This window comes from Pseudorhodoplanes sp., assembly GCF_050250235.1.
Taxonomy (GTDB): domain Bacteria; phylum Pseudomonadota; class Alphaproteobacteria; order Rhizobiales; family Xanthobacteraceae; genus Pseudorhodoplanes.
In genome coordinates this window covers 34,665-51,737 of record NZ_JBFWPA010000030.1, presented here as the reverse complement: position 1 = coordinate 51,737, position 17,073 = coordinate 34,665, and the positions used below count along the sequence as shown (strand labels likewise).

General features: G+C 64.9%; 18 protein-coding genes and 1 tRNA gene. 8 read left to right on the top strand and 11 right to left on the bottom strand.

Annotated elements, in window-relative coordinates; all coding sequences use genetic code 11:
* The first annotated feature begins 4 nt into the window (after window positions 1-4).
* Window positions 5-721 (top strand): lysophospholipid acyltransferase family protein, encoded by a 717-nt coding sequence (locus AB7F49_RS15390; protein WP_428523801.1) that lies wholly within the window; start codon window positions 5-7, stop codon window positions 719-721.
* 34 nt (window positions 722-755) lie between these two features.
* On the opposite strand, the gene AB7F49_RS15385 is transcribed toward AB7F49_RS15390, so the two are convergent.
* On the bottom strand, window positions 756-1,325 hold the full coding sequence (locus tag AB7F49_RS15385) for a gamma-glutamylcyclotransferase (protein WP_428523799.1): 570 nt from the start codon (window positions 1,323-1,325) through the stop codon (window positions 756-758).
* Window positions 1,326-1,424: 99 nt separating this feature from the next.
* On the opposite strand from AB7F49_RS15385, the gene AB7F49_RS15380 reads away from it, so the two are divergent.
* Both AB7F49_RS15380 and AB7F49_RS15375 read left to right on the top strand, forming a co-directional pair.
* Window positions 1,425-2,534, top strand: coding sequence for a DUF2125 domain-containing protein (locus AB7F49_RS15380; protein ID WP_428523797.1), 1,110 nt, complete (start codon window positions 1,425-1,427; stop codon window positions 2,532-2,534).
* A gap of 50 nt (window positions 2,535-2,584) precedes the next feature.
* Complete coding sequence (locus AB7F49_RS15375) at window positions 2,585-2,884, top strand: type II toxin-antitoxin system HicB family antitoxin (RefSeq protein ID WP_428523795.1); 300 nt, start codon at window positions 2,585-2,587, stop codon at window positions 2,882-2,884.
* Window positions 2,885-3,012: 128 nt separating this feature from the next.
* On the opposite strand, the gene AB7F49_RS15370 is transcribed toward AB7F49_RS15375, so the two are convergent.
* The 3 genes from AB7F49_RS15370 to AB7F49_RS15360 form a co-directional block, all read right to left on the bottom strand.
* Window positions 3,013-4,050, bottom strand: a complete 1,038-nt coding sequence (locus tag AB7F49_RS15370) for a prephenate/arogenate dehydrogenase family protein (RefSeq protein WP_428523793.1) — start codon at window positions 4,048-4,050, stop codon at window positions 3,013-3,015.
* Window positions 4,051-4,128: 78 nt separating this feature from the next.
* A complete protein-coding gene (locus tag AB7F49_RS15365; protein ID WP_428523791.1) occupies window positions 4,129-5,229 on the bottom strand; it encodes a pyridoxal phosphate-dependent aminotransferase in 1,101 nt (366 codons plus the stop codon).
* 96 nt (window positions 5,230-5,325) lie between these two features.
* Window positions 5,326-6,192, bottom strand: a complete 867-nt coding sequence (locus tag AB7F49_RS15360; RefSeq protein WP_428523789.1) for a chorismate mutase — start codon at window positions 6,190-6,192, stop codon at window positions 5,326-5,328.
* A 175-nt stretch (window positions 6,193-6,367) separates the two neighbouring features.
* Between AB7F49_RS15360 and metX the strand changes: the two genes are divergently transcribed.
* The 3 genes from metX to AB7F49_RS15345 all read left to right on the top strand — a co-directional run bounded on the left by metX (window position 6,368) and on the right by AB7F49_RS15345 (window position 9,270).
* Window positions 6,368-7,555: a homoserine O-acetyltransferase MetX gene (gene metX, locus AB7F49_RS15355; protein WP_428523787.1), complete on the top strand. Its 1,188-nt coding sequence runs from the start codon at window positions 6,368-6,370 to the stop codon at window positions 7,553-7,555.
* Window positions 7,556-7,577: 22 nt separating this feature from the next.
* Window positions 7,578-8,240: a methionine biosynthesis protein MetW gene (gene metW, locus AB7F49_RS15350; protein ID WP_428523835.1), complete on the top strand. Its 663-nt coding sequence runs from the start codon at window positions 7,578-7,580 to the stop codon at window positions 8,238-8,240.
* A 238-nt stretch (window positions 8,241-8,478) separates the two neighbouring features.
* The gene (locus AB7F49_RS15345) at window positions 8,479-9,270 is read left to right on the top strand and encodes a TIGR02594 family protein (RefSeq protein WP_428523785.1); all 792 of its coding nucleotides are present in this window, start codon (window positions 8,479-8,481) and stop codon (window positions 9,268-9,270) included.
* A 102-nt stretch (window positions 9,271-9,372) separates the two neighbouring features.
* On the opposite strand, the gene argB is transcribed toward AB7F49_RS15345, so the two are convergent.
* The 6 genes from argB to rpmH all read right to left on the bottom strand — a co-directional run bounded on the left by argB (window position 9,373) and on the right by rpmH (window position 13,874).
* Window positions 9,373-10,248 (bottom strand): acetylglutamate kinase, encoded by an 876-nt coding sequence (argB, locus tag AB7F49_RS15340; protein ID WP_428523783.1) that lies wholly within the window; start codon window positions 10,246-10,248, stop codon window positions 9,373-9,375.
* A 77-nt stretch (window positions 10,249-10,325) separates the two neighbouring features.
* Window positions 10,326-10,685, bottom strand: a complete 360-nt coding sequence (locus tag AB7F49_RS15335) for a DUF423 domain-containing protein (protein ID WP_428523781.1) — start codon at window positions 10,683-10,685, stop codon at window positions 10,326-10,328.
* Window positions 10,686-10,694: 9 nt separating this feature from the next.
* The gene (gene yihA, locus AB7F49_RS15330) at window positions 10,695-11,345 is read right to left on the bottom strand and encodes a ribosome biogenesis GTP-binding protein YihA/YsxC (RefSeq protein ID WP_428523779.1); all 651 of its coding nucleotides are present in this window, start codon (window positions 11,343-11,345) and stop codon (window positions 10,695-10,697) included.
* Window positions 11,346-11,430: 85 nt separating this feature from the next.
* Window positions 11,431-13,332: a membrane protein insertase YidC gene (yidC, locus tag AB7F49_RS15325; RefSeq protein ID WP_428523777.1), complete on the bottom strand. Its 1,902-nt coding sequence runs from the start codon at window positions 13,330-13,332 to the stop codon at window positions 11,431-11,433.
* A 6-nt stretch (window positions 13,333-13,338) separates the two neighbouring features.
* Window positions 13,339-13,710 (bottom strand): ribonuclease P protein component, encoded by a 372-nt coding sequence (gene rnpA / locus AB7F49_RS15320; protein ID WP_428523775.1) that lies wholly within the window; start codon window positions 13,708-13,710, stop codon window positions 13,339-13,341.
* A gap of 29 nt (window positions 13,711-13,739) precedes the next feature.
* Complete coding sequence (rpmH, locus tag AB7F49_RS15315; protein WP_428523773.1) at window positions 13,740-13,874, bottom strand: 50S ribosomal protein L34; 135 nt, start codon at window positions 13,872-13,874, stop codon at window positions 13,740-13,742.
* A gap of 470 nt (window positions 13,875-14,344) precedes the next feature.
* On the opposite strand from rpmH, the gene AB7F49_RS15310 reads away from it, so the two are divergent.
* Together AB7F49_RS15310 and AB7F49_RS15305 are read left to right on the top strand one after the other, a co-directional pair.
* Window positions 14,345-15,805, top strand: coding sequence for a sensor histidine kinase (locus AB7F49_RS15310; protein ID WP_428523771.1), 1,461 nt, complete (start codon window positions 14,345-14,347; stop codon window positions 15,803-15,805).
* Window positions 15,806-15,971: 166 nt separating this feature from the next.
* Window positions 15,972-16,048, top strand: a tRNA-Arg gene (locus AB7F49_RS15305).
* Window positions 16,049-16,235: 187 nt separating this feature from the next.
* Here AB7F49_RS15305 and AB7F49_RS15300 read toward each other — a convergent pair.
* Window positions 16,236-17,057: a DUF1398 domain-containing protein gene (locus AB7F49_RS15300; RefSeq protein WP_428523769.1), complete on the bottom strand. Its 822-nt coding sequence runs from the start codon at window positions 17,055-17,057 to the stop codon at window positions 16,236-16,238.
* Between the last annotated feature and the right edge of the window lie 16 nt (window positions 17,058-17,073).

Below are 17,073 nucleotides of genomic sequence, written 5' to 3'. Positions count from 1 at the left end.
AGCCGTGATCGTCATCCGCTCCGTTGCTTTTAACATCGCCTTCTATCTGGTGCTGTTCGTCTATCTCATCGCTGCGATGCCGACATTGCTGATGCCGCGCGGCGCGCTGCTGGCGATGGTGAAGAACTGGAGCCGCGTAAATCTCGGGCTTCTGAAGATCATCTGCAACATCGACTGCGAGTTTCGCGGCCTCGAGAACATCCCGTCAGGCGCCGCGCTGATTGCGTCGAAGCACCAGTCGATGTGGGAGACTTTCGCGCTCATCACCGTGTTGAAGGACCCGGCCTATATCCTCAAGCGCGAGCTGCTGTGGATCCCGTTTTTCGGCTGGTGCGCGGCGAAGGCGCGGATGATCCCGGTCGATCGCGGAAAGCGCTCGCAGGCGCTGGCCGCGATGACCGAGCGGGCGCGCGCCGAAACCGCGAAGGGCCGCGAGATCATCATCTTTCCCGAGGGTACGCGGCGGGCGCCGGGCGCCGAGCCGAAATACAAGTTCGGCGTGGCGTTCCTGTATTCCGAGCTTGGTATCCCGTGCGTGCCGGTCGCGCTGAATTCGGGACTGTTCTGGCCGCGGCGCTCGTTCCGGCGCTATCCGGGCGTGGTCCGGGTGGAGTTTCTGCGCCCGATCGAGCCGGGGCTCGACCGGCAGCTCTTTTACGATCGCTTGCAGGACGCAATCGAGAGCAGGACCGCGGAGCTTGTGGCGATGGCCAGCCGGTGACCCGCAGGGCGCCATGCGCTTTCGCGATTGCGCCCTACAGAACCGCAGCGTGCCCCATGCCCTTCAGCCGTTCCGCCAGCGCGTGCAGTTCCGCATCCCGGCAGCCCAGCCGTTCGAGTTCCGCCACCGTTGCCAGCACATAGTCCGGATTGGCACCCGAGCGGCCATGGCCCTGGCGGATCAGATGGACGCGCTGGTCGAGCGAGAGCTTGCCGGCATATTGTGGGTGGCCGCGGTCGACGACATAGGTGAGCGCCTCGACGGTCCGGTCCGGGTTGCCCAGCAATGTCACGTTGCGGAGAACCTCAAGATACACCGCGGTCGCCTGCTCGCGTTCGCGAAGGTACCGGATGGTGGCCTCCCGATCGCCGGCGGCCACCCGGAACGCGATGCCGCGGCAGGCGCCGCCGCGGTCGAGCCCGAGCACAAGCCCAGGTTTTTCAGGCGTGCCGCGATGGACGAAGGAAAGAACACAGAGCGATCGGTGCAGGCCGGTCAGGCGGGCCGGCAGCTTTTCCAGAAATGAAAAGCCCGGCCGCCACAGCAGCGAGCCGTAGCCGAAAACCCACAAATCTTCGGGAATTTGGTCAGTCGTGAGCTTCATCGCATCTGCGAAACAGCAATTAGCACGGCCGCCGGAAACATCGAAAGGCCGTATTCGATCAACTTCTGGCAGCCTATAAGGGGCAAAGAGGACGATCCCATGGACCATTACCCGGCGCCCCCGCGCCGCCGCCGCTCGATCGGATGGCTCATACCCTCGCTGGTGCTGGTGATTATCGCGGCCGGATGGTGCGCGTTCTGGTTCTACGCCGCGGACCGGGCGCGCGACACGATCGCGGGCTGGATCGAACGCGAAGCCCGCGGCGGTCGCGTCTATGCCTGCGACCGGCAATCGCTTGGCGGCTTTCCGTTCCGGATCGAGTTTCGCTGCAATCAGGCAAGCGCGGAACTTGCCAACACAAAGCCGCCGCTTCATCTCGCCGCAAAATCCGTGCTGGCGGCGGTGCAGGTGTATCAGCCGACGCTCGTGATCGCGGAGGTCGATGGTCCGCTCACCATCGCCGATCCGGGTCAGCCGCCGAGGCTTACGGCGCAATGGTCGCTGGCGCGCGTCAGCCTACGCGGCACGCCGCGCAACCCGAAACGGGTCTCCTTCGCAGCCGACCAGCTTGCGCTGGAGCGGACCGACGCCGACAGGCCGCAGCGCCTGTTTACGGCCGATCGGGCGCAGTTGCACGGCAGGCTTGAATCCGGAACGGTGCGGGAGAATCCGGTGATCGACATCGCCGCGTCGCTCAGGAGCGCGACGGCGCCTGAATGGAATCCGCTCGCGGCGCAGCCGTTCGATTTCGACGGGGATACCCGGCTCACGGGCCTGCGCAATTTCCAGCCGAAATCATGGCCGGAGCGATTCAGGGAAATTCAGCAGTCCAATGGCCGCATCGAGGTTCGCAGCGCGCGGCTGAAACAGGGCGATCTTCTGGCGGTTGCGACTGGCACCCTGAAACTGACCAGGCGGGGCTATCTCGATGGCGAACTGACGGTGACCGCGACCGGGGTCGAGAAGATTCTGCCCGCGCTTGGGCTGGAAGCGCTGGCGCGACGGGAAGGCAGCCGAAGTGACCGTCTCGGTGCGGCGCTGAGCCTGCTCAACAACATGGCCCCGGGCGCGATCGCGGGCGCGGTGCAGTTGCTGGGCGAGCAGGTCGAACTGGAAGGCCGGCGCGCCACCAGAATGCCGCTGCGCTTCAAGGACGGCGTTGCGACGCTGGGACCGGTGAAACTCGGACAGACCGCGCCGCTGTTTTGATGGGCCGACGCGCTACTGTGCTATAGTGTTGATACAAGGCGATCGGCGGCATGACGAGAACCTACACTTTCGTGTTCAATCCGGAGCCGGAGGGTGGCTACACCGTGACCTGTCCGGCCCTCCCCGGCCTCGCGACCTATGGCGAAACACTTGACGAGGCGCGCCGGATGGCGCTCGACGCCATGGATGGGCTGATCGAAGTGATTTTGGAAAAGCGGGAACCGATCCCCGAGAGCGATACGCCGACCTTGGCGCCGCGATACAGTCGGCTGGCGCAAGCGTTGCAGAGCGACGGCGAGGCTGAGCCGATATTCGAGCAGCTTAGTGCAAGGACCGGCGAGAGGGTATGAGCCGTTTGCCGAGCCTGAAGCCGCGGCAAGTCGTGGCGGCTCTGGAGCGCGGCGGGTTTGAAGTCGATGAGTTCCTCAAGCTGCTTTGATCGGGCGACTGCGGCGTCCTCAAGCGCAACCTTATCGTATCAATCATCGTCCGACGCATAGGGCCGTACGATCGGCGCGATCGGCAACGGTCCGTGCGGGCGGCCGAAATCAGGCGCAGCCGAATCCTGGCCGATGGTGACGATGCCGCGCCGGATCGCCCGCGTCCGCGAAAAATGCTCGAACAGCGCCTCGCCGTCGCCACGGCGGATCGCGCGCGTGAGTTTGGACAAGTCCTCGTTGAAGGTGCCGAGCATTTCCAGCACCGCTTCCTTGTTGTGCAGGAACACGTCGCGCCACATGGTCGGGTCCGACGCGGCAATGCGGGTGAAGTCGCGAAAGCCGCCGGCGGAGAATTTCAGCACTTCGGACTCGGTGACGTCGCCAAGTTCGTTGGCGGTGCCGACGATGGTGTAGGCGATCAGATGCGGCAGGTGGCTCGTGATCGCCAGTACCAGATCGTGATGCCCCGGCGTCATCACCGCGACATTGGCGCCGATCTTCTCCCAGAATGCCTGCAGCGCGTCAGTCGCGGCCGGATCGGTGCCTTCCACCGGCGTGAGGATGCACCAGCGGTTTACGAACAATTCGGCGAAGCCCGCATCGGGGCCTGAATTCTCGGTGCCGGCCACCGGATGCGCGGGAATGAAATGAACGCCGTCCGGCACGAAGGGGGCCATCTCGCGCGCGACCGAAGCCTTCACCGAACCGACATCGGAGAGAATAGCACCAGGCCTGAGCGCCGCCGCGATTTCACCGGCGACCGGACCGCAGGCCCCGACCGGGACGGCAACGACGACGAGGTCCGCATCCTTCACGGCACCGGCGCTGGTTTCGGCAACCTCGTCGGCAAAGCTCCTGCCGATCTCGCGCACGCGCTTGCGTACCTCGAGCGATCGGTCGGTGACGACGACCGTGTTCGCCGCGCCGGCAGCCTTGGCCGCACGCGCCACCGATCCGCCGATCAGGCCGGCGCCGATCACGGCAAGGCGGGAGATGGGGGGAGCGGTGGTCATCTCAGTCTCGTGTCCCGGACGCGGCGCAACGCGCAAGCGGTGCCCCGCAGAGCCGGGACGCATTTGCTATCTGTGGGTCCCGGTTCTGCGATGCATCACTTCGTACTGCATCGCGCCCGGGACACGAGCCAGGTGTCACCATCATTTCCCCATGAACTCGGCGAGCGTTTTCACCGTCAGCCGGTTGGCCTCTTCGCTGCCCACCGTCATGCGCAAGGCGTTCGGCAGCTTGTAGGCGCGCACCGCGCGCATGATCACGCCGCGCGAGGTGAGGAGCGTGTCGGCTTCGGCCGCGGTCTTGCCCGGCGTTTCGGGAAAATGCAGCAGGATGAAATTGCCGACGCTCGGCGTCACCGCGATCCCAAGCTTCTCGATCTCCGCGGTCAGCCAGGGCAGCCACTTTTCGTTATGGGCGCGCGCCCTGTCGAGATGCGCGCTGTCGCGGATCGAAGCGATGCCGGCCGCGATTGCCGGCGCATTGACGTTGAACGGACCGCGGATGCGGTTGAGTGCATCGATGATATGCGCAGGCCCGTAGATCCAGCCGAGCCGCAACGCCGCGAGCCCGTGAATCTTCGAGAAGGTGCGCAGCATCACCACATTCTCCGAGGTCGCGACCAGTTCGATGCCGGCCTCGTAATCGTTGCGCCGGACATATTCCGCATAGGCTGCGTCCAGCACCAGCATCACATGCGGTGGCAATCCGGCATGCAGCCGCTTCACCTCGTCGAAGGGAATGTAGGTGCCGGTCGGATTGTTCGGGTTGGCGAGGAAGACCATCCTGGTCCTCGGCGTCACCGCCCTCAGGATGGCGTCGACGTCGGCGGTGAATTTCGTCTCCGGCGCCACCACCGGTTTTGCACCGGCGCCGAGCGTCGCGATCGGGTACATCAGAAAGCCGTGCGTGGTGTGAATCGCCTCGTCGCCATCGGCGAGATAGCCGCGGGCCAGCAGATTGATCAGGTCGTCGGAGCCCGCGCCGCAGATGATGCGGTCGGGATCAAGCCCCATGGCGTGCCCGATCGCTTCGCGCAGGGCGGTCGCGGCGCCGTCCGGATAATCCTGCAAGTCATGCGCGAGTGACTGATAGGCTTCGATCGCTTTCGGGCTGGCGCCGAGCGGGCTCTCGTTGGAGGACAGTTTGTGGATCCTGTCGACGCCCGGGGCCGAGGATTTGCCAGGCACGTAAGCGGCGATATCGAGAACACCGGGGCGCGGCTGCGGACGCGTTGCGACAGTCATTTCAAGTCCTCTTCTTCCTGTCCCGCGCAGGCGGGCATCCGGTCACTTGCTCCGGGGTCTTGATCGACCGCTTTCGCGGGCGAAAAAGGCGGCATGTCAGCGCGCGGCGACAACGGGCCTTTCGCCGGAAAGCGTATAGCGGGTCGCATGGCTGCCGACGAGGGCTGTCGAGCGCACCGATGCGCCGGCCTTGACCAGCGCATCAACGATGGCGGCAAGCGTCTGGCCCTTCGGCACCGAGATCAGAAGCGCGGCGCCGTCGAAGGCGCCGTCCGGTTCGGCGATCACCTCGGCAAGCGGGGCGAGAGTGCGCGCAGCCGCGGCCCCCCACCCCGAAACCCGCACGCTGTGGACCTCGACCTCGGCCGTCACCGCATCGGCGGCGGGATGGGCAACCGCGAAAACCGGCAGCGAGGCCGGGTGGTCCGGGCGCTCCACGAAGGGCAGCCGCGCGATGATCTTCGGCGCCGTCTCGGCCTCCAGCGACGTCCACCAGGCGCCCGCGCCGGCAATCGAGACGGCAGGCACCAGCGCCAGGTCGCCTTTGGAAGTGGCCACCGCGGCAATCGCCGGACCGGCGCCCATATGCGGCACGAACGGGACCGTGAAGCCGAAATGGAAGCGCGCGGAATCGCGCATCGCGGCCTCGCCCACGGTGAGGTCGGCGTGAACCGAATAGGGCGCCTGGACATGGGTGAAGGTTGCGATGATAACGCGCCAGATGCTCTCGACGGTATCGAGCGGCAGGATACCGCGATGCCGCTCCACCAGCCTGCGCATCATGGATGCTTCGCGCGCCGGGCGGAATGCGGAACCGGATTCCTGCGTACCTTTCACCTGGATCAGATTCTCGATGATCTCGCCGCGCTCGATCAGCAGCGCATGCATCGCCTCGTCGATGCGGTCGATCTCCGCGCGCAGTGCAGCAAGCGAGGGGGCAGTTTTGGGGGCGGGTTCTGGCATCGCGTGCTCGTTAACGACGGACTTGCATGATTAGGTGGGCAGGGCTTCAAAATCAAAGAAAACATTGACTTAATGGTGGTTAGCCCTACCTAGAACGACCGGCCGGAGGGACGGTGGCCCTGGCTGCCGGTCCAGTCAGGCCAGGTACGCCAGTGAGTCATGCCGGGTACGAGTTATGGTCGAGGCCGATCTCAAGTCCACGCAAAGCTCCCGCGCGCTGGAGGCGGAGAGCCCGCGGGAATCGCTTGTTGTGCGGTTCGGCGCCGAGCGCCCGCTGAAGCTCGATTCCGGGATCGCGCTGTCGCCGTTCCAGATCGCCTACAAGACCTATGGCCGGCTCAATGCCCAGCGCAGCAATGCCATCCTGATCTGCCATGCGCTCACGGGCGACCAGCATGTCGCGAGCGTGCATCCGGTTACCGGCAAGAATGGCTGGTGGGAAACCATGGTGGGCCCCGGCAAGCCGATCGACACCGAGCGCTATTTCGTGATCTGCTCGAATGTGGTCGGCGGCTGCATGGGTTCGTCCGGTCCATCCTCGATCGATCCGCGGACCGGCAAACCCTACGGACTGGAATTCCCGGTCATCACCATCCGCGACATGGTGCGCGCGCAGGCGATGCTGATCGATCATCTGGGCATCGACACGCTGTTTGCCGTTGCGGGCGGATCGATGGGCGGCATGCAGGTGCTGCAATGGGCCGAAAGCTTTCCGGAGCGCGTGTTCAGCGTGTTGCCGATTGCCTGCGCCACGCGGCATTCCGCGCAGAACATCGCCTTCCACGAGGTCGGCCGCCAGGCGGTGATGGCGGATCCGGAATGGCGTCACGGCCGCTATCTGATCGAGGGCACCAATCCGCATCGCGGGCTCGCGGTCGCGCGCATGGGCGCGCACATCACCTATATGTCGGACGCGGCACTGCATCGCAAATTCGGCCGGCGTTTCCAGGATCGCAGCAATCCGACCTTTTCGTTCGACGCCGATTTCGAGGTGGAGAGCTATCTGCGCTATCAGGGCTCGTCCTTCGTCGAGCGTTTCGACGCCAATTCCTATCTCTATCTCACCCGCGCGATGGATTATTTCGACATCGCGGCGGAGCGTGACGGCATCCTCGCCAATGCCTTCAAGAATTCACCGACGCGCTTCTGCGTCGTGTCGTTTACCAGCGACTGGCTGTTTCCGACGTCGGAATCGCGCGCCATCGTGCATGCGCTGAACGCCGCCGGTGCGCGCGTGTCCTTTGCCGAGATCGTCACCGACAAGGGCCATGATGCGTTCCTCCTCGATGAGCCGGAATTGTTCGCGATCATCCGCGGGTTCCTCGACGGTGCTGCGCGCGCACGCGGACTGGCCGCAGGATAGGGCCGGGTATAGAGTCATGAACATGCACGCCCGTCCGCAACGCGAACTGGCCACCGCGCATGCCGCGCGCAACGCGTCCGGTGCGCGTGTCGATCTGCTCGTGGTCTCGCAGATGGTCAAGCCCGGCGCCAAGGTGCTGGACGTCGGTTGCGGCGATGGCGAGCTTCTGAAAATCCTGACCGAGACCAAGGATGTCGACGGTCGCGGTATCGAGATTTCCCGCGAAGGGGTGAATCTCTGCGTCGCCAAGGGCCTGGCCGTGATCCAGGGCGATGCCGACACCGATCTCGCCGATTATCCGGACGATGCCTTCGACTATGTGATCCTGTCGCAGACGCTGCAGGCCACATGGCAGCCGCGCGTGGTGCTCGAGCACATGCTGCGGATCGGAGAACGCGCCATCGTGTCGTTCCCGAATTTCGGGCACTGGAAGATGCGGCTCAAGCTTCTCTTCCTCGGACGCATGCCGCGCACCAAGAACCTGCCCGATACCTGGTACGACACGCAGAACATTCACTTTTGCACGATCCGCGATTTTCGCGACCTCTGTAACGAGGTCGGCGTAAAAATGGAGGCTGCGGTCGCTCTGAACGCGTGGGGCGGCAAGCTTCGCATCAACGTGCCGTGGTGGTTCTGGAATTTGTTCGGCGAACAGGCGGTATTCCTGCTGAGCCGCAAGCGTTAACGATTGTGTCTGCGACTTTTGTCGCATCGTGCGCGCCACATTGCGTTCTCACGCGCGCGAATGTTTCACCCCGTAAGCTCATGTGAACACGCTGCCGGATTGCGGTCCCATTCCGGCCCGCATCGCCCGGCATCGCGCATGCCTCGCCGCCGTGACTGTCACGGCGGCGTTTTCATGAGTGCCGCGCGCTCGCGTGCGGTGGGTGCAACGGGGCAAGAAGAAGTGGGACTGACCATTGATGAAGTGCAAGCATATGGCGTTTTCGAGCGAAGCGGGTACCGGTTCGCGCAAGGAAAACGCGCCAGCAAGAAGCGTAACGAAGTCGAAAATCCTTGCCGTCACCGCGGCGGTCACAGCGGCCATCCTCCTCACGCAGACGTCGGCGGAAGCGCGGCGCTACAAGCACAAGGTTGCGAGGCACAGCGTGACGGCCACCGCGCCGGCCGCCGCGATGGGCGGCATATTCGGGGCCGGCAACCAGTACGCCCATCTGGCGCGCGGCGCCGGCAAGGCGCGCACCGGCCACGTCACGAGGAACCGGCGGCATTGGCGGACCGCCCGCAGGTCTGCGCCAGCGGTAGCGCAGGCGCCGCGTTCTTGGCGTAGCGTGAGCCGGGCCACGCCCCAGGTATCGCAGGCCGCCCGCTCCTCGCATGCCTCGGCTATGCCGATGGCAGGCTTCGGATCGTCGTCGCTGGTCGCAAAGGCACGCAGCTATCTCGGCACCAACCCGACCGGCATGGGCGCGCTCTGGTGCGCCCGCTTCATGAACATGGTGCTGGAGAAGTCGGGCCGGCGCGGAACCGGATCGAACATGGCGCGGTCCTTCGCCAGTTATGGCCGCCGCGTCGCGGGTCCGCAGGTCGGCGCCATCGCCGTGATGTCGCGCGGCAAGGGCGGCGGCCATGTCGGGATCGTGTCGGGCATCGACCGATCCGGCAACCCGATCATCATTTCGGGAAATCATAACCGGAAGGTGGGCGAGTCGGTTTATCCGCGTGGCCGCATTTACGCCTATGTGATGCCTTGATCGCCCGCTGGAATTGCTCCGTCGTGGGCGCCTTCAGTATCGCGTAGCGCAGCACGAGGGGGAAGGGACCACGGCCGCCATTTGGCGGCCGTGGCTTTTCGGTCAGCGGTGGATCAGCGTGCCGGCGCCGTGGTCGGTGAACAATTCCAGCAGCACCGCGTGCTTCTGCTTGCCGTCGAGAATGACCACGCCCTCCACGCCCTGTTCGAGCGCAGTGATGCAGGTCTCGACCTTCGGGATCATGCCGCCGGAAATGGTGCCGTCGGCGATCAGCTTGCGCACGTCGTTCACGGACATGTCGGGGATCAGCTTCTTGTTCTTGTCGAGCACGCCCGGCACGTCGGTGAGGAGCAGCAGGCGCTTGGCCTTCAGGGCGCCCGCGATATAGCCGGCGAAAGTGTCGGCATTGACGTTGAAGGTCTCGCCGTTCGGCCCCGACGCGATCGGCGCCAGCACGGGAATGAGTTCGCGGCCGATGATCTGGTCGAGCACGGTGGTGTCCACCCTGTCGGGCTCGCCGACAAAACCGAGATCGACCACGTCGGCGACGGCAGCGCCACTCGGCCCACCGGCCTTGCGCGCGACGACCATGTTGCCGTCCTTGCCGCAGAGCCCCACGGCCTTGCCGCCGGCCTGGTTGATGTGGCTGACGATCTGCTTGTTGATTGAGCCGGCCAGCACCATCTCGACGATTTCGACCGTCGCCGCATCGGTGACGCGCAGGCCGCCGGCAAATTGCGACTTGATGCCCAGACGTCCGAGCATCGCCGCGATCTGCGGACCGCCGCCATGAACCACCACCGGATTGATCGCGGTCTGCTCCAGCAGCACGATGTCGCGGGCGAAGGCGCGCGCCGCTTCCTCCTCGCCCATGGCGTGGCCGCCGTATTTGATCACGACGATTTCCTCGTCGTAGCGCTGCATGTGCGGCAGCGCCTCGGACAGAATGCGGGCCTGATCGAAAGGGGAAACCGTCATTGGCGGGACGTCCTTGCAGGAAGATTTTCGGCGGGGTTTTAGCGGGACGATGGCCGATGCGGAAGGGGCCGACGACATCAGCGCATCGCGACGAACGCCGACACCGCCAGCAGCGCCCAGCCGCCGATCATGACCATGCCGCCGGTGGGCGCGGCCATCGGAAACAGGCGGTGTCCGGCATAGGCGCGCAGCGCGAGGTCGCCGGAGAACAGCGCCACCCCGACCAGCAGCACGATCACAGCCGCGAGCCCCAGCGGCCGGCTGATCAGCCCCGATGCGATCCCGGCGCAGGCCGCCATCACCGCGGACGCATGGAACAGCAGCATGTGTCCGGCGCTGTCGAGTCCGGTACCCGGCTTGGCATGGGCGCCGGCGGCCGCGAACACAATGCCAGCGCAGCCGAACAGGGCGGCGATTCCGATCAGGGCCTGAAGCATGCGGATCTCCTATTTGCGCTCGGCCAGCAGGCGCGCGATGGCCGCACGCAGTTCCGGAATGCCTGTGCCCTCGCGCGACGAGGTCGCAATAATATCCGGAAAGGCCGCAGCACTCTTGCCGATGCCCTGCGACAGCTCGGCGATGCGCGCAGCCAGTTCCTTTTTTGGGACCTGGTCGCATTTGGTCAGCACGACCTGATGCGAGACCGCGGCGCTGCGCAACAGCTCGAGCGCGGGCCTGTCGGCGTCCTTGATGCCGTGGCGGGCGTCGATCAGCACATAGACGCGGGCAAGATTGGCGCGGCCCTGCAGATAGGCATGGATCAGTTCGGTCCAGGCTTTGACCTTGGCCTTCGGCGCCTCGGCATAGCCGTAGCCCGGCATGTCGGCGAGGCGCAGATCGTCCGGCCCCTGAAAGAAGATGATTTCCTGGGTGCGGCCCGGGGTGTGCGAAGTGCGCGCCAGTGCCTTGCGGCCGGTGACCGCGTTGATCAGCGAGGATTTGCCGGCGTTGGAGCGGCCCGCAAACGCGATCTCCAGACCCTTCATCGGCGGCAGGGTCTCCACCGAAGCGGCCGCCCACATGAATTGCCAGTCGCCAGCGAACAGCCTGCGCCCGGCCTCGATCTCGCTGCGGGTGAAGTCGCTCTTGAGCGTCATGCTCGTCACCATAAACGAAATCGCCGGGGCATGCCCGGCGATGACGTAGTCACAGGATGCGCATTTGCTGCGCGCCTCTTTGTCCTTACGCCTTCTTCTTGTCGCCCGGCGGCTGGTTGTCCTGCGTCTGCGGTCTTTTCTTGCCGACCATTTCCGCCAGATTGTCCCACAGCTCGATCTTCGCGCCGTGCTTCTTCATGATGTAGGATTGCTGCAGCACCGAGAGCGTGTTGTTCCAGGCCCAGTAGATCACGAGACCGGCCGGGAAGCTCGCCAGCATGATGGTGAACAAGAGCGGCATCCAGTCGAAGATCATCTTCTGGGTCGGGTCCGGCGGCGACGGGTTCAGCTTCATCTGGAAGAACATCGTGATGCCCATGATGATGGGCCAGATGCCGATCATCAGGTACAGGCCGATCACCGGCACGCTGGCCGGATTCCAGGGGATGAGCCCGAACAGGTTGAAGATCGTCGTCGGATCGGGCGCCGCGAGATCCTTGATCCATCCGAAGAACGGTGCATGCCGCATCTCGATGGTGATGAACAGCACCTTGTAGAGCGCGAAGAAGACCGGGATCTGGATCAGGATCGGCAGACAGCCCGCAAGCGGGTTGATCTTCTCCTGCTTGTACAACTCCATCAAGGCCTGCTGCTGCTTGACCTTGTCGTCCTTGTAGCGCTCGCGCAGCTCCATCATCTGCGGCTGCACCGTCTTCATCTTCGCCATCGAGGCATAGGACTTGTTGGCCAGCGGGAAGAAGACGATCTTGATGATGACGGTTACGGCCAGAATCGCCACGCCGAAATTTCCGAAATACCGGAAGAAGAAGTCCAGCATCCAGAACAGCGGCTTGGTGATGAAATAGAACCAGCCCCAGTCGATCAGCAGTTCGAAACGGTTGAGCTTCAGCGTGCTGTCGTAGCCGTCGATCAGCGCGACCTCCTTGGCGCCGGCGAACAGCCGCGCCTTGGCGCTGCCGGTGCCGCCGGCCGCGATGGTGACGGGATCGAGCAGGTAGTCGGTCTGATAGACCTTGCGGTTGTTGTGGTCGCGCGCCGAGAAGGTTGCCTGCAGCTTGGCGTTGGTCTCCGGCAGCAGCGTTGCCGCCCAGTATTTGTCGGTGATGCCGAGCCAGGCATTGGTGACATTGAAGGCGAGCTGCTTGTCGCTCTCGATGCTGCTGTAGGACACCTCCTGCAGGCCCTTGTCGCCCATCACGCCGATCAGGCCTTCATGCAGGATGTAATAGCCGAGGATTTCCGGCTTGCCGTGGCGCGAGATCAGCGCATAGGGATAGAGCGTCAGCGGCTCGCTGCCGCGATTGATGACATTGTCCTCGATGGTGAACAGGTAATTTTCGTCGACGCTGATCATGCGCCGGAATTCGAGGCCCTCGCCGTTGTCGAAGGTGAGCGTGATCGGCCTGCCGACGCCGAGCGCACCGGCGCCCTGCTGGGTCCAGACTGTGGTGTCGTCGGGAACCTTGACCTTGCCGCCGGCGGCATTGGCCCAGCCGAACTGCGCGTAGAACGGATGCGGGCTGCCGGAGGGTGCGAGCAGCACGATGGCCGGTGATTTCGGGTCGACGGTCTCGCGATATTTGATCAGGGACACGTCGTCGATGCGGCCGCCGCGCAGCGATACCGAGCCGTTGATGGTCGGCGTCTCGATCGCGACGCGCGGCGAGGCGGCGAGCACGGCTTCCCGTGTAAAGGTCTGTCCGGGGATGGTCGGCTGTCCCGGAACTCCCGGCGTTGTCGCGGCGCCGGGCTGTGGTGTCGTGCCGGGCTGGCTGGTGACGCCGGGCTGGGGGACCGTGCCGGGGGCGGATTGCTGCGCCTGCTGCTGGGCCTGCTGCTGCTGGCGAAGCCTTGCCTCCTCCCGCTGCCGTTCGAGCTGCGGGCCGCCGATGAAATACTGCCAGCCCAGGATCACGAGCAGCGAAAGCCCGATCGCAAGAAACATGTTCTTCTGGTCGCTGATCATGTCGTCTTAGCTCACGGGTCCGGGGTTAACCTGCATTGATCCTGGCTTGCGCCGAACCGTATGGATGCGCCTGATCGCGCGGCCGTAATCCGCTACCAGTTCGGAAAAAGCGGCGGACAATGCCGCCCGCCGCCCGACCAGCACATAATCATGTCCGGCCTGCAACGCACCCTCCGAACTGAGCCGTACCACTTCGCGCAGACGGCGGCGGACACGGTTGCGGATGACGGCGTTGCCGACCTTGCGGGAAACCGTGAAGCCAACCCGGGGCGGGCCCTTGTCGCTTCGGTCGCGGGCCTGCAGGACGAACCCGGCAGACGGAACCTTGACGCCACCCCTGACGGCCAGGAAATCCGCGCGTTGCCTGAGGCGCTCCATGCGGGCCGGCCTTCCGGGGCCGCCCCGGATCAGGCGCTCAGGCGCTTGCGACCGCGCGCGCGCCGGGCCGCCACCACTTTTCGGCCACCCGTGGTGGCCATGCGGGCGCGGAAGCCGTGCCGGCGCTTGCGCACGAGTTTGCTGGGTTGATAGGTCCGTTTCACGGGGAAAGTCTCCGCTGGTCGCGGCGCGATGCCGGATCGTTCGGGTGGTGTGCACCTGCATGGAGGCGGCCACGGGTCGCAGCAAAACTGTCTCGCCGCAAGAAGGCCGCCGATGCCGGAATTCCGGGCGCTTATACGGGACCGGCCGCCTTGTCGTCAATGCGGCCGCCGCGCCGCCAGACCGCCGCGGGGCGTCCGGATTTCCTTCGATCCCTCATCGACATAAGGGGGCCGGCGGCCTGGCCTCGATGGCTTTCGGCCCAACGGCAGGTACTTTCGTCGCGTCCGGAGGTCCCGGCACGGCTCCGACCTGCAAAATCGGCTCGCCCGCAAGCGCTCTTAACCAAGGCGGAAGGTCGCAGGGCGGTAATTTTTCCGCCCGGTTTGACGTGTTCATGGTTGGGCCTCATCATGGGATGAGGACGTTGTGGCCGGATTTGATTCCGTCCGGCCCCGTACAGGCAGCATTGATGACCGATCTGGACGATCAGGGCCCGGTTCGCGCCCCGCGCTTCGGGCTTTCCGGCAAGCTCCTCATTCTCACGATCCTGTTCGTCATGATCGTGCAGGTGCTGATTTATGTCCCGTCGGTTTCGATCTTCCGGCTCAACTGGCTGAATGATCGGCTCGCCGCGGCGCGCACCGCGGCGCTGGTCCTGTATGCCGCGCCGAGCGGGATGGTGCCGGACGACCTGGCCCGCGACATCCTCGCAAGTATCGGTGCGCAGGCGGTGGTGATGAAGACCGGCCAGACCAGGCGGCTGCTCGCGGTCTCCGAGATGCCCGCGGAAACTCACCAGAATTTCGATCTGCGTGAGGTCGGCTGGTTCGATGCGGTGGCCGGCGCGTATCACGGGCTGTTCGACTCCAAGGATGCCATCCTGCGGGTGATCGGTCCCGCGCCCCGCGACGGCGAGTTCCTAGAAATTCTGATCCGCAACGAGCCGCTGCAGCGCGCCATGCTGCGTTTTTCGCGCAACGTCCTGGTGGCTTCGCTGATCATTTCGGCCTCGACGCTGGCGCTGGTCTATCTCGCGCTGCATTTCATGTTTGTGCGGCCGATGCGGCGCATCACCCGCAACATCATGTCCTTTCGTGCCGACCCGGAAAATCCCTCGCGCACGATCAAGGTGTCCAAGCGCAACGACGAGATCGGCGTGACCGAGCGCGAGCTTGCCTCGATGCAGAGCAATCTCACTTCGATGCTGCATCAGCGCTCGCGGCTTGCGGCGCTCGGACTCGCGGTGTCGAAAATCAACCACGATCTGCGCAACATGCTGGCCTCGGCGCAGCTCGTGTCGGATCAATTGTCCAGCGTGCGCGATCCGCGGGTGCAGCGGTTTGCGCCGAAGCTGCTGCGCACGCTGGAGCGTGCCATCGAATTCTGCCAGTCGACGCTGTCTTATGGACGCGCGCAGGAGGCGCCTCCGGACCGGCGGATGATCCCGGTTGAGCCGCTGGTCGAAGAGGTGCGCGAAACCCTCGGACTGACCGCCGACAGCAATATCGGCTGGATCGTGTCGATCGAACGCGGCCTTGAGATGGACGCCGATCACGATCACATGTTCCGGGTGCTGCTCAATCTGGCCCGCAACGCGGTGCAGGCGCTGGAGGCGCGAGCCCCGAACAATCCGCTGCGCGATCAGATCCGCGTGACCGGGCGGCGCGAGGGCGGGGTGGCGGTCATCGAGGTCTCCGATACCGGCCCGGGCTTTCCGCCGCGGGCGCGCGAGCACCTGTTTCAGGCGTTTTCCGGATCGGCCCGTCCGGGAGGGACCGGCCTCGGCCTTGCGATCGCGGCCGAACTCGTCCGTGCGCATGGTGGCGAAATTCGCCTCGTCGAGGGTACGATCGGCGCGACCTTCCATCTCACCATTCCGGACCAGGCAGTGGATCTCGACGCCTGGCGGGAGGAGCGCGCAAGCGCCTGACCGCGGTCATTGCCGCGAAAAGCCTTGCCATCCGGGAAGGGGGACGATAGCTATCCGCCGTTGCGCCGGCCCAGCGCCCTGCGTGACCGATTTTTCGTCTGTTATCGTGCGATGGATAGCAGGTGGCGTTTCGGGATCATGCTCAGGTCGCCCCTCGCGTGGCAATGCGCCCGTAGCTCAGCTGGATAGAGCACCAGACTACGAATCTGGGGGTCAGGAGTTCGAATCTCTTCGGGCGCGCCATTTTCAACTTGCCACGCCGCGCTTTCAATCCTGCCCGCGACTGGTTTCGCGCGCCGCAGGATCGATCGCTCTCTCCAATTGCGGCGGTCGCCGATATCACCGGCGCTGAAATTCACGCCTCGGAGTCTGCACCGGCGTTGCGAATTCAGCGTTCAGCCTTCATCGGTGAAGCGAGCGCGCGTTCGCTTCATGCAACCTTGAGCAATTCCTTGAGCTTCGCGAGTTCGACGTCGACCAGTTCGATCTGCTGGTCGAAGAATGCGTCCGTGAAGGCCGGCGGCTGAAAGAAAGTGATCATGAACTCGGCGCCGGAGCCGTTGGCAATCACACGCGCCGGCACTGTCCAGCTCGCCTGGGCATCGACGAAGTCGTGATCGAGGATGCCGTAGCGCGCATCGGATCGCATGCGCAGTCGGGCGGCGCCGCGCGGAGTGACCATGTCCCACCAGTCCGGATCGGCGGACCGGCTGGTGGCTTTGACATTCACCACCGCCCAGCGAGGCCAGTTGCCGAGGTCGGCCAGAAATTCGAAGGCCGCCTGCGGGTCGCAGTCGAGCCGCACGGTCTTGGTGACGGAGCGAACGGTGGCTGTGCTGGACGCCGGCCGGGAGCCGGGAAAATACTCGGTGTGCGTCTCGCCGGTGCGGCCGTAATACAGCACCCGCCTGCCAATGAGAGAGACGAGATAGCCGGCACAGCCTGCTCCGGCCACCTTGGCGCAGAAGCCCCTGTAGGTGTATCCGGGGCTCTGCGCCTGGGCCTCGCGCAGCGCCGCCTTGATGACTGCGGCGTCGAAGGGCTCGGCGACGCGAGCCGGCGTCCGCTCCGTACCCAATTCGACAGCCTCTCCTTCCGGCGTATAATACGTGCGGGTCGAGCGGCGGAAATCGACGGCGTAGCCCTCGACCCCGGCTTCAGCCAGCATTCGCAGGGTTTCGGCGAAAGTCATTGCGCCCGATTCCGAGCCTTCAAGCGTGGCGCGTGCCACGTCTTGCCAATTCGTGTTCATATCGATGTTCTTTCGT